Origin of the sequence: Streptomyces lunaelactis, from assembly GCF_003054555.1 — a bacterium.
GTDB classification, from domain to species: Bacteria; Actinomycetota; Actinomycetes; order Streptomycetales; family Streptomycetaceae; genus Streptomyces; species Streptomyces lunaelactis.
The window spans coordinates 2,023,843-2,037,203 of sequence record NZ_CP026304.1; the positions used below are offsets into that span (position 1 = coordinate 2,023,843).

Annotated in this window: 13 protein-coding genes; 7 read left to right on the plus strand and 6 right to left on the minus strand. The window is 71.4% G+C overall.

Annotation, left to right across the window (positions count from 1 at the left end; translation table 11 throughout):
- Nucleotides 1–2: 2 nt before the first annotated feature.
- The 3 genes from SLUN_RS39390 to SLUN_RS09070 form a co-directional block, all read right to left on the minus strand.
- The gene (locus tag SLUN_RS39390) at nucleotides 3–365 is read right to left on the minus strand and encodes a hypothetical protein (RefSeq protein WP_159100216.1); all 363 of its coding nucleotides are present in this window, start codon (nucleotides 363–365) and stop codon (nucleotides 3–5) included.
- Nucleotides 366–440: 75 nt separating this feature from the next.
- A complete protein-coding gene (locus SLUN_RS09065) occupies nucleotides 441–1,055 on the minus strand; it encodes a DUF1349 domain-containing protein (protein ID WP_257153692.1) in 615 nt (204 codons plus the stop codon).
- 5 nt (nucleotides 1,056–1,060) lie between these two features.
- Nucleotides 1,061–2,599, minus strand: a complete 1,539-nt coding sequence (locus SLUN_RS09070) for an aldehyde dehydrogenase (NADP(+)) (protein ID WP_108148001.1) — start codon at nucleotides 2,597–2,599, stop codon at nucleotides 1,061–1,063.
- Between the two features lie 131 nt (nucleotides 2,600–2,730).
- On the opposite strand from SLUN_RS09070, the gene SLUN_RS09075 reads away from it, so the two are divergent.
- The 6 genes from SLUN_RS09075 to SLUN_RS09100 all read left to right on the plus strand — a co-directional run bounded on the left by SLUN_RS09075 (nucleotide 2,731) and on the right by SLUN_RS09100 (nucleotide 8,476).
- Nucleotides 2,731–3,501: an IclR family transcriptional regulator gene (locus SLUN_RS09075; RefSeq protein ID WP_108148002.1), complete on the plus strand. Its 771-nt coding sequence runs from the start codon at nucleotides 2,731–2,733 to the stop codon at nucleotides 3,499–3,501.
- Nucleotides 3,502–3,978 (plus strand): GNAT family N-acetyltransferase, encoded by a 477-nt coding sequence (locus SLUN_RS09080; RefSeq protein WP_108148003.1) that lies wholly within the window; start codon nucleotides 3,502–3,504, stop codon nucleotides 3,976–3,978. It begins immediately after the preceding gene.
- Between the two features lie 78 nt (nucleotides 3,979–4,056).
- The gene (locus tag SLUN_RS09085; protein ID WP_108148004.1) at nucleotides 4,057–5,037 is read left to right on the plus strand and encodes a hypothetical protein; all 981 of its coding nucleotides are present in this window, start codon (nucleotides 4,057–4,059) and stop codon (nucleotides 5,035–5,037) included.
- A 38-nt stretch (nucleotides 5,038–5,075) separates the two neighbouring features.
- Complete coding sequence (locus tag SLUN_RS09090; RefSeq protein WP_108154617.1) at nucleotides 5,076–6,281, plus strand: sensor histidine kinase; 1,206 nt, start codon at nucleotides 5,076–5,078, stop codon at nucleotides 6,279–6,281.
- Nucleotides 6,278–6,934 carry a response regulator transcription factor gene (locus tag SLUN_RS09095; protein ID WP_108154616.1) on the plus strand — a complete coding sequence of 219 codons (657 nt, stop codon included), beginning with the start codon at nucleotides 6,278–6,280 and terminating at the stop codon, nucleotides 6,932–6,934. Before SLUN_RS09090 ends, SLUN_RS09095 begins: the two co-directional genes overlap by 4 nt.
- A 90-nt stretch (nucleotides 6,935–7,024) precedes the next feature.
- On the plus strand, nucleotides 7,025–8,476 hold the full coding sequence (locus SLUN_RS09100; RefSeq protein ID WP_108148005.1) for a peptidoglycan D,D-transpeptidase FtsI family protein: 1,452 nt from the start codon (nucleotides 7,025–7,027) through the stop codon (nucleotides 8,474–8,476).
- A 3-nt stretch (nucleotides 8,477–8,479) separates the two neighbouring features.
- On the opposite strand, the gene SLUN_RS09105 is transcribed toward SLUN_RS09100, so the two are convergent.
- From SLUN_RS09105 to SLUN_RS09115, 3 genes are all read right to left on the minus strand, one after another.
- The gene (locus SLUN_RS09105) at nucleotides 8,480–9,886 is read right to left on the minus strand and encodes an NCS2 family permease (protein ID WP_108148006.1); all 1,407 of its coding nucleotides are present in this window, start codon (nucleotides 9,884–9,886) and stop codon (nucleotides 8,480–8,482) included.
- A 221-nt stretch (nucleotides 9,887–10,107) separates the two neighbouring features.
- Nucleotides 10,108–11,271 (minus strand): hypothetical protein, encoded by a 1,164-nt coding sequence (locus SLUN_RS09110; protein ID WP_108148007.1) that lies wholly within the window; start codon nucleotides 11,269–11,271, stop codon nucleotides 10,108–10,110.
- Entirely contained in the window at nucleotides 11,268–12,212 is a 945-nt protein-coding gene (locus SLUN_RS09115) for a 5-dehydro-4-deoxyglucarate dehydratase (RefSeq protein ID WP_108148008.1), read from the minus strand. Before SLUN_RS09115 ends, SLUN_RS09110 begins: the two co-directional genes overlap by 4 nt.
- Nucleotides 12,213–12,451: 239 nt before the next feature.
- On the opposite strand from SLUN_RS09115, the gene SLUN_RS09120 reads away from it, so the two are divergent.
- Nucleotides 12,452–13,276, plus strand: coding sequence for an NAD-dependent epimerase/dehydratase family protein (locus SLUN_RS09120; RefSeq protein WP_108148009.1), 825 nt, complete (start codon nucleotides 12,452–12,454; stop codon nucleotides 13,274–13,276).
- Nucleotides 13,277–13,361: the final 85 nt, after the last annotated feature.

Sequence of the window (13,361 nt, forward strand, 5' to 3'; positions counted from 1 at the left end):
GACTATTCCTCTGCGAAGATCTCCTCTGCGCAGGATGCGGTGATGGTCCGGGCGAGCCAGTGCCGCAGGATCTCGGGATCGCCGCAGCTGGTGATGCGTTCGCGGGCGGCGACGGGAACGACGATGTCGCGCTGCTCGAGCAGGAGAACGATGCTCTGCGCGATGCCCTGGGCGCGGCCTTCGTCTCGAATCTCTTCCGACAGGGGTGAGGTGTAGAAGGAGAGGTCCACGGCCACCAGGTTCCTCCAGTGTTGTGCGGCCGGGAGTTGGCCCATGCCTTGTGCTGTGAGTTCGACGATGGGGTCTGCGATGGTTTCCGGTGTGTCCCGCAGTGTGGTACTGGCTACTGTGCGCCAGTGCGACATACGACGAGCTGTAGTCGGTTCGGGCCGTCGGCGCCGTATCGGACACGGCGGCGACGCCCGTCAGAAGGCCGCCCGTCAGCTGCCGTCGCGCAGGCCCTCCGGCCAGCCGGGCCGGTACTCGATCCGGTCGAAGGTCGCCACACAGCCCTCGCCCACCGGCGACTGCGCCAGGAAGCCGACGAGCGCGGCCCCCGCCTGCTCCTCGGTGCCCAGGGCGAAGATCCGTACGAAGGTCCACCGCTCGCCGTCCGTCGACGCGTGGAAGGCGAAGGCCTTGCCGGTCCTGCTGATCCGCAGCCAGGCGCTGTCGCCGTCCACCACGAAGGAGTTGGCGTCGTCGGAGTGGCCGCGGGTGACGACCGTGCAGATGGTGGGCTTGTCCGGGGAGAGTTCCAGGCAGAGCTTGGCCCACTCCCGCTCGCCGACGTGCAGATAGAGCACGCCGGCGTCGAAGGCCGCGGCGAAGCCGACGGTGACGCGCGCGATGAGCTGGAAGTCGCCCTCCGGCGCGCCGAGCAGGCGCGGCGCGTCGGATGCGGGCTCCAGGGACTCGCCCGCGGGCGGTACGAAGCGGTCCTGCCTGGCTCCCGCCCAGCCGGTCAGCACCCCGTTCTCGTACGACCAGTTGGCGTCGGGGCCGTACGGCCGCAGCGGGAAGGGGAACTCGGGCAGGTCGATCTGGTCGGTCACAGCGCTCAGCTTCCCGGAGTCTCCTGTCGGCCGTCCACCCGACGCGGCAGCCCCAGCGGGTTTTCGTCGCGCAACTCGGGCGGGAGCAGCGCCTCGGGGGTCGTCTGGTACGTGACCGGGCGCAGCCAGCGCTCGATCGCGGTGGCCCCCACGGAGGTGGAGGTGGAGGTGGTCGCTGGGTAGGGGCCGCCGTGGTGCTGGGCGGGGGCGACGGCGACGCCGGTCGGCCAGCCGCCGACCAGGACGCGGCCCGCGAGCGGGGTGAGTTCGGCGAGCAGCTCCGCGCCCCGGCCCTCGCCCGCGGCCTCGCCGTCGGAGAGGTGGAGGGTGGCGGTGAGGTTGCCGGGCAGGCGGGTGAGGACCGCGGTGATCTCGGCGTCGGACTCGTAGCGGGCGACGACGGTGACCGGGCCGAAGCACTCCTCGAGCAGCAGGTCGTGCGGCCCTTCGGCGGCCAGCAGCCGGGCGGGTACGGAGAGGAAGCCGGCGCTCACGGTGTGCTCGCCGCCCGCGCCGGGGGTGATGGGAGCCTCCACGTCCGGCAGTTCGGCCCTCTCCCGTACGCCGTCGACGAAGGCACCGCGCATCCGGTGGTCGAGCATCACGCCGGGCTCGGTCTCGCTGACCGCGGCCGTCAGGGACTTGAGCAGCCGGTCGCCCGCGTCGCCCGCGGGGGCCAGGACGAAGCCGGGCTTGGTGCAGAACTGCCCCTCGCCCAAGGTCATCGAGCCCGCGAGCCCGGCGCCGAGCTGCTCCGCGTGCTCGCCTGCTGCGGCCTCGGTGATCACGACCGGGTTGAGTGAGCCGAGCTCCCCGTGGAAGGGGATGGGTGCGGGCCGGGCGGCCGCGGCGTCGAAGAGCGCGCGCCCGCCGCGTACGGAGCCGGTGAAGCCGGCGGCCGCGACCAGCGGGTGCCTGACCAGCTCGATGCCCGCCTCGAAGCCGTGCACGAGGATCACGACGTCCTCGGGCAGGCCGACGCGGTGGGCGGCCCTGCGCAGGACTGACGCGCAGAGTTCCGAGGTGCCGGGGTGGTCGGGGTGCGCCTTGACGACGACCGGGCAGCCGGCGGCCAGCGCGCTCGCGGTGTCGCCGCCGGGGACGGAGAAGGCGAGCGGGAAGTTGCTGGCGGCGTAGACGGCGACGACGCCGAGCGGGATCTTGTAGCGGCGCAGGTCGGGCCACGGCGGCGTGCGGGTGCCGTCGGCGTGGTCGATGTGGATGTCGAGGAAGGCTCCCTCGTCGACGATCTCGGCGAAGGCCCGCAACTGGGCGGTGGTGCGCGCGAGTTCACCGGTGAGGCGGGTGGGACCGAGCGCGGTCTCGGCGTCGGCGGCCTCGATGACGTGCTCGCCGGCCTCGTCGAGGAGGTCGGCGGCGGTGCGCAGCAGGAGCGCGCGTACACTCCGGTCGGCGAGCGCGGAGCGTGCGGCGTCGGCCGCGCGGACCGCGCGGTCGATCTCATCGGCTGTGGACTCCACGGCAACCTGCTCACGCGGGTTCCCGGTTCGGGGGTCGACACTCCAGACTGGTGCTGCTGCCACCGCGGCTTCCTTCCCGGTCTACTGCCACCCATCAGGGGTTTTGTTCGGTATTCTGAACATCGTTCCTGATGGTGAATGTGTGGGGACTCTATTTCCGGGCGTTCTGCGCGGTCAAGAAGGGGCGAAGAGCAATGTCAACGGCGGATTCCGGTGGGGCACAGGTCAAGTCCGCGGTGCGGACGGTGGAATTGCTCGAATACTTCGCCGGGCGCCCCGGCATGCACTCACTCGCCGCGGTCCAGGAGGCCGTCGGCTACCCCAAGTCCAGCCTCTACATGCTGCTGCGCACCCTGGTGGAGCTCGGCTGGGTGGAGACGGACGCGACGGGCACGCGGTACGGCATCGGCGTACGCGCCCTGCTGGTCGGCACCTCCTACATCGACGGGGACGAGGTCGTCGCGGCCGCCCGCCCCACCCTGGACCGGCTCTCCGACGACACCACCGAGACCATCCACCTCGCCCGGCTCGACGGCACCAATGTCGTCTATCTCGCCACCCGCCAGTCGCAGCACTATCTGCGTCCCTTCACCCGCGTCGGCCGCCGGCTGCCCGCCCACTCCACCTCGCTGGGCAAGGCGCTGCTCGCCACCCACAGCGACGAGCAGGTGCGCAAGATGCTGCCGGAGACCATGGCGCCGCTCACCGAGCACACCATCACCGACCGCGAGAAGCTCATCGAGGAGCTGCACCTCATCCGCGAGCAGGGCTACGCCGTGGACCGCGAGGAGAACACCCTCGGACTGCGCTGCTTCGGCATCGCGATCCCGTACCGCACCCCGGCGCGCGACGCGATCAGCTGCTCCGTGCCGGTGGCCCGGCTGACCCCCGCGCATGAGCAGATGATCAAGGACGCGCTCTTCGACGCGCGCGACCGGCTGACGCTCGCCACCCGGAGGCTCTGAATGGCCGCGCATGTCACCCTCCGCGAGGTGATCGACAGTGATCTGCCGGACTTCTTCCGGCACATGAGCGACCCCGCGTCGAACCGGATGGCCGCCTTCACCTCCAAGGACCCCACCGACCGTGCCGCCTTCGACGCGCACTGGGCGCGGATCCGCGCCTCGGACGCCGTCATACGGACCGTCCTCGCCGACGGCGTGGTCGTCGGCCACACCGCCGTGTACGGACCGCCCGAGGAGCGCGAGGTCACGTACGTCATCGACCGCGCGTACTGGGGCCGGGGCGTCGCCACCGCCGCCCTGCGCGCGCTGCTCGACGTCGCACCGAAGCGGCCGCTGGCCGCCCGTACCGCCGCCGACAACGCCGGCTCGATCCGGGTTCTGGAGAAGTGCGGGTTCACTGTCACCGGCACGGAGCGGAGCTTCGCGAACGCCCGCGGTGCGGAGACCGACGAGGTGCTCCTCACCCTGACCGGCTGATCCCCTCCCCCGCGCGGCGGAGGGGGTTCGTCGCAGGGCAGGAGGTGCGGGACCGCCCGGCCCGGGAGCGTGGGTGTCATGACACGGACACCGCTCGCTCCCGCCGCCTTCCCCGTACCCGCCGGACGCGCCCGGACGGTGCTGTGCGCCGTCGCGATCGCCTCCTGCGTCCCCTATCTCGGGCTCAAGACCGCCTGGATCGCCGGCAGCCGGACCGGCATACCGGACGGCAGTGCGCTGCTCGACAACCGGGCCCTGATGGCCGTCGCCAACAGCATCACCGTCCTGATGGACGGCGCCGTCATCGTCCTGGCGCTGCTGCTCGTCCAGGCCTGGGGCCGCCGCGTCCCCGCCTGGCTGCTGGCGGCCCCCATGTGGACCGCGGGCGGCCTGCTGCTCCCGATCATGGTCGGCTTCCCGGTCCAGCTGCTGGCCGGGGCCTTCACCGGGGCCGAGGCCGAGCGCTCCACGAGTGAACCCTTCCTCGACGAGTGGGTCTTCGGCGTCGTCTACTCCGGTTTCATCGTCCAGGGCCTGACCCTCGGCACACTCTTCGTGCTGTACGCGCGGGAGCGCTGGAACCATGTGTGGCGGGGCCGGGTCTGGGACCTGCCCACGGCCGCCATCGGCGGGACGCTGAAGGTGACCGCCGTGGCCGCCGCCGTGCTCGCGCTCTTCCCCGCCACGATGCGCCTGCTGTGGGCGTGCGGCGCGACGACCGGTCTCTCCGAGGCACGGATCGAAGAGCGTACGGCCGACTTCTACGTACTCGAGGGGATCAGCGTCCTCTTTGTGGTCATCGCCGTGGCCGGAGCGCTGATGCTCGCTTTCCGCCGGGTCCCCGCGCTGCCGTTGAAGGCGCCGCTGGCCATGGCCTGGCTGGGCTCGGGCGCGGTGGGCTGCTGGGGCATCTGGCTGCTGATCGCCGCGGTACTGCCCGCTGGTGAAGAAGGCGGGCGGGCCTCGGGGTTGATGGCCCTGACCTACGCTGTGGGCATGATCGTCGGTCTGCTCGTCGCCACCGGGACCGCCTCGTTCCTGCGGCGGCGCGGCGCGTGAAAAGAGTGCTCAAGGCGTCCGTCCGGGCGCTGTTCGGGATGCGGGCCAGGCTTCGCTGGGTCCATCTGATCCTGGGCGGCGCCCTGTTGATGCCGTACTGGCTGGTGGGCACGGTGGTCGTCGGCCCGCTCCTCGGTTCGGGCAACATGTTCTCCAACTCCCTCGCCGTGCAGTTCGGCGCGTATGGCGTCGCCCTGCCGATCGCCGCGGCGACCGCGCTGTTCCCGCTCGCCCGACCGGTGTCGGTGGCGGTGGCCAAGGCGCTGTGCGGGGTGCCCGCCGAGCTGTTCGCGGAGGGGCCGGCGCGCTCGCGGGCCGCGCGGCTGCGGACCTCGGGCTGGTTCACGCTGCATGTGGGGATCGGCGCGCTGATCAGCGGGGCCACGCTCGCGCTGCCGCCGTTCGCCGTGAGCTTGATCGTGGTGCCGTTCTTCCCCTCGCTGCGGGACTGGCTGGAGATGCCGCACTACCCGGCCTGGCAGCTGGCCCTGTTCCCGTTCGCCGGGATCGCCATGCTGATCGCGCTCGCCGCCTGTGCGGCGGCGGCCGGGGCACTGCTGGCCCGCCAGGCGCAGGTCCTTCTCGGCCACACCCCCGCGGACCGGCTGGCCGCCGCGGAGCGCCGGGCCACCGAACTGGCCGAGCGCAACCGGCTCGCCCGCGAGCTGCACGACTCGGTGGGCCACGCCCTGAGCGCCGTCACCCTGCAGGCGGGCGCGGCCCGCAGGGTCCTGGACAGCGATCCGGATTTCGTACGGGAGGCACTGGCCGCGATCGAGGAGACCACCCGGCGCACGGTGGGCGAACTCGACTCCGTACTGGGCCTGTTGCGCCAGGACGACGACCACACCACCCAGCTCGGCGGACCGGCCCTGGACACCCTGGACGGAATGCTCGCGCGCAGTGGGGTCCCGGTGTCGCTCATCGCCGACGGCGACCTGGCGGCCGTCCCCGCGCCCGTCTCCCGCGAGGCGTACCGCATCGTCCAGGAGGGCCTGAGCAACGCCCTGCGCCACGCCGGGGCGCCCCCCGTGTCCCTGTGGATCGCCCTGCGCGGCGAGGAGTTGGAGATCACGATGGAGAATCCGCTGCCCGGCAGGGCCCCGGCGGTCCGCCCGGGAGGCGGCCGCGGAGTGCGCGGCATCGCCGAGCGGGCCACGCTGCTCGGCGGGCACGCGCAGGCGGGCCCCGAGGGTGCGCTGTGGCGGCTGTCGGCCCGGCTCCCCCTGGCGGGCCGCCGATGAGCGCGATCCGGGTCGTCATCGCCGACGACGAGCGGATGGTCCGTACGGCGCTGCGCGTCATCCTAGACGCCGAGCCCGACCTGGAGGTGATCGGCGAGGCGTCGACGGGCGCGGAGGCGGTGTCGGTGGTGCGCGAGCTGCGCCCCGATGTGGTGCTGATGGATGTGCGGATGCCCGAGATCGACGGCATCCGGGCCACCGAGCAGATCCTGGGCACCCTGGCGGAGCCGCCCCGGATCGTGGTGGTGACGACCTTCGAGAACGACTCCTATGTGTACGACGCGCTGCGCGCGGGAGCGGCCGGTTTTCTGCTCAAGCGAGCAGCCGCCGAGGAGCTCGTCCAGGCCGTCCGTCTCGTCGCCCGCAGCGACTCGCTGCTCTTCCCGTCGGCACTGCGCTCCCTGGCCGCCGAGTACGGCAGCCGGCAGCCGGCCGCTCCCCCGCCGTGGGCGGCCAGGCTGACCGAGCGCGAGGCCGAGGTGCTGCGGCTGATGGCGACGGGCCTGACCAACGCGGAGATCGCCGGCAGGATGGGTGTGGGTCCCGCGACGGCGAAGACGCATGTGGCGGCGGTCCTCGCGAAGACGGGCGCCAGGGACCGTACACAGGCGGTGATCGCGGCGTACGAGTCGGGGTTCGTCTCGCCCCGGTGACGCGGAGATGGACATGAGGAATTCCTGAGAAACCTGAGAAAGGGGACGAACGGGGAACGGCTTCCCGAGTCCCGCTCGTCCCTACGAGGGATGAACAAGACGATCAGGAACGCCGCGGTCTTCAGTCTGCTGCTGGTCCTCGCCCTGCTGGTGCGGGCGACCTGGGTCCAGGCGTACGAAGCCACGGCACTCGCGGACAACGACAAGAACCGGCGCAAGATCATCGCGCAGTACGCGCAGCCGCTCGGCGACATCGTCGTGGCCGGATCGGCGGTCACCGGCTCGAAGCGGACGACCGGCGGCGATCTCGCGTACAAACGCACGTACACCGACGGCGCGCTCTACGCCGCGGTCACCGGCTACAGCTCGCAGGCGTACGGCGCGACCCAGCTGGAGGGCATCTACAGCCATGTCCTCGACGGCACCGACAGCCGGCTGAAGAACCCCATCGACGCGCTCACCGGCAAGCAGCAGGAGCCGGGCGATGTGCTGACCACCATCGACCCGGCGGTCCAGAAGGCGGGCTACCAGGCACTCGGCGACACCAAGGGCGCCGCAGTCGCCATCGACCCGAAGACCGGGAAGATCCTGGGGATGGTCAGCACCCCCTCGTACGACCCCTCGAAGATCAGCGGGACGACGGACGGCGAGACCTGGCAGAAGCTCCTGGCCGACCCGGACAAGCCGCTGGTGAACCGGGCACTGCGGCAGCCGCTGCCACCCGGCTCGACCTTCAAGCTGGTGGTCGCGGCGGCGGCCCTGGAGGACGGGCGCTACGCGTCGGTGGACGCGAGGACGGACAGCCCCGATCCGTACACCCCGCCCGGCACGAGCCGGGCCCTGGAGAACGAGAACAAGTCCGCGCCCTGCGAGAACGCGAGCCTGCGCACCGCACTCCAGTACTCCTGCAACAACGTCTTCGGGAAGCTCGCCGTCGATCTCGGCCAGGACAAGGTCCGGGCGATGGCGGAGAAGTTCGGCTTCAACGACACGAAGCAGGACTCCCCCGTGCGGGCCCTGCCGAGCGTGTATCCGACCGGCATGGACAAGCCCTCGACCGCCTACAGCGGCATCGGCCAGTTCGATGTGACCGCGACTCCCCTGCAGATGGCCATGGTCTCGGCGGCCATCGCCAACGACGGCGTCATGCGGTCGCCGCACATGGTTTCCAAGGTCGTGGACGCCGACGGCAGCACGCTCAACTCCTACGAGGACGGCGCGTCGCAGCGCATCGTCTCCTCATCGACCGCCGAGCAGCTGCGGAGCGCGATGGTCACCGTGGTGGACAAGGGCACCGGGACCAACGCCCGGATCGACGGCGCGGAGGTGGGCGGCAAGACGGGCACCGCCCAGCACGGCGAGAACAACAGCAAGACGCCGTACGCCTGGTTCACCTCCTACGCCAAGGACTCCTCCACCGGCAAGGAGGTCGCGGTCGCCGTGCTGATCGAGGACTCGGGCGCCGCCCGCTCGGAGGTCAGCGGCAACGGTCTGGCCGCGCCCATCGCGAAGAAGATGATGGCCGCGGCCCTGACGTCCTGACCCCTACTTGACGCCGAGGAGCTGCTCGAGCGGGTCGATCGCGAAGTAGACCGCGAACAGCGCCGCCGTGCCCCACAGCAGCCAGTGCACGTCGCGCGCCTTGCCCAGCACCGTCTTGATGACGACGTAGGCGAGGAAGCCGGCGCCGATGCCGTTGGTGATGGAGTACGTGAACGGCATGACCGCGATCGTCAGGAAGGCCGGGATGGCGATCTCGTACCGCTCCCAGTCGATGTGCCGCACCTGCGCCATCAGCAGGAAGCCGACGGCGACGAGCGCGGGGGCGGCGGCCTGGGCCGGGACGACGGTCGCGAGCGGGGTGAAGAAGAGCGCGAGCGCGAACAGCGCGCCGGTGACCACGGAGGCGAATCCGGTGCGCGCGCCCTCGCCGACGCCGGCCGCCGATTCGATGTACGAGGTGTTGGAGGACGCGGAGGCCGCGCCGCCCGCCACCGCGGCGGCGCCGTCGATCAGCAGCACCCGGCCGAGGTTCGGGACCTTGCCGTTCTCGTCCAGCAGACCGGCCTCGTTGGAGATGCCGACGACCGTGCCCATGGTGTCGAAGAAGTCGCTGAGGATCAGCGTGAAGACGAGCAGGACAAGGGTGACGACCCCGATCTGCTCGAAGGCGCCGAAGAGGCTGAAGTCGCCGACGAGCCCGAAGTCGGGCGCGGCCACGACATCGTCGGGCACGGACGGAACGGTCAGTCCCCAGGCGAGCGGGTCGATGTCGGCGTTCTCGTTGATGACGATCGCCAGGACGGTCATGGCGACGATGGAGATGAGGATCGCGCCCTTCACCTTGCGGGCCATCAGCGCGACGGTGAGCAGGACGCCGAGACAGAAGACGAGGACGGGCCAGCCGGAGAGGTGTCCGCTCGCGCCGAGCTGCACGGGCACGGAGCCGGTGTCGCCGGGGATGCGGGTGGCGAAGCCCGCGTCGACGAAGCCGATGAAGGCGATGAAGAGGCCGATGCCGACGCTGATGGCCTGCTTGAGCGAGGACGGGATGGCGTGCATGACGGCCTCGCGCAGTCCGGTGACGACCAGGACGCAGATGAGGATGCCTTCGAGTACGACAAGCCCCATCGCGTCGGGCCAGCTCATCAGCGGCGCTATCTGGAAGGCGACGACGGCGTTGAGCCCGAGTCCGGCGGCGATGGCGAGCGGCAGATTGCCGCCGATGCCCATGATCACGGTCATCACAGCGGCCACCAGGGCGGTGACGGTGACCAGTTGGGGACCGGAGAGGTGGGCGCCGAACTTGTCCTCGGCGCTGCCCAGGATGATCGGGTTGAGCACGAGAATGTAGGCCATCGTGAAGAACGTGGCGAAGCCGCCGCGTATCTCGCGCGCATAGGTCGAGCCTCGTGCGCTGATATGGAAGTAGCGGTCGACCTGTGCGGACATGGCACTCCTCGTTGGCGGCGATCCGGCTGGGGGGTAGCTGGATTGTTCCTGCGAGAAGGCCGTTCCAGGTTATGCGCGTGTTACTTCGCACCGGACTTTCACCCCGCGTACGGATCCGGGGGCGGCGGCGATTGAGGCGCGGGGATTGGGCGGAGCCCCAACATGAGCCTCGCCGGCGATTGAGGCGCGGGGTCTGGGGCGGAGCCCCGGCAAGGGCCCCGTCAGGCCGGCCCGGACAGCGCCGCCGACACCACCGCCAGGTCCCCGTCGGACGCCAACCCCGCATGGTAGAGCCGCAGCTCATTCGCCCCGAGCCCCACCGCCCGCGCCGCGTCCTCCGCCAGCGTCCCCGGACTGCCCCCCATCCCCCTCACCACCGTGAAGTTCGCGGCGAGCACGGAGCCGGCCACGCCACGGCTCGCGAAGGGCTCCAGCAGCCGCGCGCCACCCGTGCACGGCACCACCACTCCGTCCGCCACGGACAGGACATGCGCGGGGTCCACCCCCGCGTTCGCCCCGCCGTGGCAGGCCACGGGGTCCGCGTGCAGCAGCACTTGGAAGCCGGCCGGCGCGGCCGCCCGCACCGCCGCGACCGCGGACTCCTGGAGCGTGCGCGCCGTCCGTGTCCGGAAGTCCAGCGTCGCCGCCGTGAGTTCGGCGCCGAGCAGTCTCTCGATCCCGGCGTCCGACGGCGCCACGCCCGCCCAGACCGGCTCCAGCGCGTTCCGTACAGCGGCGGACAGCAGTTGCGGCTCCACGCCCTGTGCCACGTAGCCCTCAGCGCACGCGGCGCAGAAGCACAGCGACATCAGAAACTGCGCCGCGTCGCCGAGCGCCACGCCCGCGATCTTGTCGTGGGCGTGCAGATGCGCGAGGCCGTACCAGCCGCAGGACTCCAGCTCGGTGCCGCGCGCACCGGGCCGGGTCGCCGCCTCGGCCGCGAGATCCACCAGCAGGGAGCGGACGGCCGGCTGCGCGATACAGGGCGCCCAGGGGTAGCGGTCTCCGTAGGCGTTGACCACGGAGGTCTCCGGATGCTCCGCGCCGAGGCGGGAGTTGTGGGCGAGGACCACCCAGGTGTGGACCTCGAGCCCGGCATCGGCGAGTGCGGCGGCCGCTTCGCCGTACGCGTCACCGGGGGCCCAGCCCCCGGCGGCGTACGGGCGCAGCTCCCGGCCGGCCCAGCGCGCCTCGTCCGGCTCGTAGAGCACCGCGGCGTGTTCGGCGGTGACGATCCGGTGCCGCGGGTGGCGCGGGGTCAGAGCGCGGGTGGAGTGGTAGGCGGCCGCGAGGGTGACCTGCTGGACGCCGAGGCCGGCGATGCGGGCGGCGGCGTCCGGGTCGCCGACGACGTCCCAGGGGTAGAGGAAGGCGGAGGTCTTCACGCGCCGTCCTCCAGCAGCGCGCGGCCGCGTTCGATGAGTCCCGCCAGCGCCTTGATGTGGACGGCCAGGGGTTCGCTCAGCGGCGGCCGCACTTCGCCGACGTCCAGGCCTTCCAGCCGTACGCCCGCCTTGACGAGCGAGACGGCGTATCCGCGGCCCGTGTCGCGCAGTTCGACGAGCGGTACGAAGAAGCCGTCCAGCAGCCGGTTGACGGTCTTGTCGTCGCCGGTGGTCAGCGCGCGGTAGAAGGCGAGGGCGATGTCGGGGGCGAAGGCGAATACGGCGGAGGAGTACAGGGTGATGCCGATGCCCCGGTAGGCGAGGCCGGTGAGCTCGGCGGTGGGCAGCCCGTTGAAGTAGAGGAAGTCCCGCTCGGGCAGCTCGCGGCGGACGGCGCTGACGATGCGCTGCATCAGACCGAGGTCGCCGTAGCCGTCCTTGAGGCCGATGATGCCCTCGACCTGGGCGAGTTCGACGACGGTCTCGGGGGTGAAGACGGCGTTGTCGCGCTGGTAGACGATGACGTCGAGGGAGGTCGCCGCGGCGAGCGCGGTGTAGTGGCGCAGCAGTCCGGTCTGGTCGGCGACGACCAGGTAGGGCGGCATGGCGAGGAGTCCGTCCGCGCCCGCGTCCTCGGCGAGCCGGGCGTACTGGACGGCGAGCGCGGTGCCGTAGCCCGCGCCGGCGACGACGGGCACCTCGCCGGCCGTCTCTTCGACGGCCGCGGCGATGCAGTCGCGGAACTCCTCGGGGGTGAGAGCGTGGAACTCGCCCGTGCCGCAGCACGCGAAGACCGCGGCCGCGCCGGAGTCGATGCCGGTTCTCACATGGGCGCGGAAGGCATCGAGGTCGAGGCTGCCGTCCGGTCCGTACGCGGTGACGGGGAAGAACAGCGGTCCTTCGACCCGGGTGAGCCGGGCGGCGAGCGGGGCTGAGGTCACGGGCGCTCCCTGGGCCGTGCACCGAGCCTGTCGACCCGTGCACCATTCTGATCGACGTCCATATTTCTGAACGCCGTCACGCTAAGGCAGCCGCGTGGCGCCGGTCAAGACGGAAAACCGCAACTCAGAGGCGGAGTCGGACCCTCCGCGCGACACTTGACGGCATCCGGACCACTCCCTAGCGTTTCCACGAATGTGAATGCCGTCTACGGACCTGAGCATTTCGAGGAGATCCACCCATGCCCGCTCCCCGTACCCTCCTGCTCACCGGCGCCGCAGGCGGCCTCGGCACGCTGATGCGGGGGCTGTTGCCCGCGTACGGCTACGAACTCCGCCTCTTCGACGCCACCCCGATAGAGGGGGTGCCGGACGCGGTCACCGCCGACCTCGCCGACAAGGACGCGCTGCGCGAGGCGGTACGGGGCGTCGACGCGATCATCCATCTCGCGGGCATCTCCCTGGAAGCCTCCTTCGGCAAGATCCTTCGCGCGAACATCGAAGGCACCTACAACCTCTACGAGGCGGCCCGCGAGGAGGGCGTGGAGCGCATCGTCTTCGCCTCCAGCAACCACGCGGTCGGCTTCACCCCGCGCCCGCGCGGCCAGGCCCCTCACGCCCCCTCCGAGCTGATCCCCATCGACACCCCGCGCCGCCCGGACACCTTCTACGGCCTGTCCAAGTGCTTCGGCGAGGACCTGGCCCAGCTCTACTGGGATCTGCACGGCCTGGAGACCGTCTCCGTCCGCATCGGCTCCTGCTTCATGGAACCGACGTCGGTGCGGATGCTGTCGGTCTGGATGAGCCCCGGCGACGGCGCCCGCCTCTTCCACGCGGCGCTCACCGCCGAGCACGTCGGCCACACCGTCGTCTACGGCTCCTCCGCCAACACCCGGCTGTGGTGGGACCTCACGACCGCGCGCTCGCTCGGCTACGAGCCGCAGGACGACTCGGAGCAGTACGCGGAGAAGCTCGTCGCGGAACAGGGCGAACTCGACCCGGACAACCCGGACCACGCACACCTGGGCGGCCACTTCACCACCAACCCGCCGCGGTGGCCGTACTGATCAGCCGCCCGTCGCGAGCTCCGGGCCCGGCCAGGCAATGCGGGGGGGCCATCCGGGCCGCAATCGCTGAAAAGAGTAAGGGAAC

What these genes read in the sequence shown, in the direction of transcription:
- SLUN_RS09080 (WP_108148003.1), top strand. Translation starts at nt 3,502, where the DNA reads ATGGCCGCGCATGTCACCCTCCGCGAGGTGATCGACAGTGATCTGCCG.
- SLUN_RS09105 (WP_108148006.1), bottom strand. Translation starts at nt 9,886, where the DNA reads ATGTCCGCACAGGTCGACCGCTACTTCCATATCAGCGCACGAGGCTCG.
- SLUN_RS39390 (WP_159100216.1), bottom strand. Translation starts at nt 365, where the DNA reads ATGTCGCACTGGCGCACAGTAGCCAGTACCACACTGCGGGACACACCG.
- SLUN_RS09095 (WP_108154616.1), top strand. Translation starts at nt 6,278, where the DNA reads ATGAGCGCGATCCGGGTCGTCATCGCCGACGACGAGCGGATGGTCCGT.
- SLUN_RS09075 (WP_108148002.1), top strand. Translation starts at nt 2,731, where the DNA reads ATGTCAACGGCGGATTCCGGTGGGGCACAGGTCAAGTCCGCGGTGCGG.
- SLUN_RS09100 (WP_108148005.1), top strand. Translation starts at nt 7,025, where the DNA reads ATGAACAAGACGATCAGGAACGCCGCGGTCTTCAGTCTGCTGCTGGTC.
- SLUN_RS09120 (WP_108148009.1), top strand. Translation starts at nt 12,452, where the DNA reads ATGCCCGCTCCCCGTACCCTCCTGCTCACCGGCGCCGCAGGCGGCCTC.
- SLUN_RS09085 (WP_108148004.1), top strand. Translation starts at nt 4,057, where the DNA reads ATGACACGGACACCGCTCGCTCCCGCCGCCTTCCCCGTACCCGCCGGA.
- SLUN_RS09090 (WP_108154617.1), top strand. Translation starts at nt 5,076, where the DNA reads ATGCGGGCCAGGCTTCGCTGGGTCCATCTGATCCTGGGCGGCGCCCTG.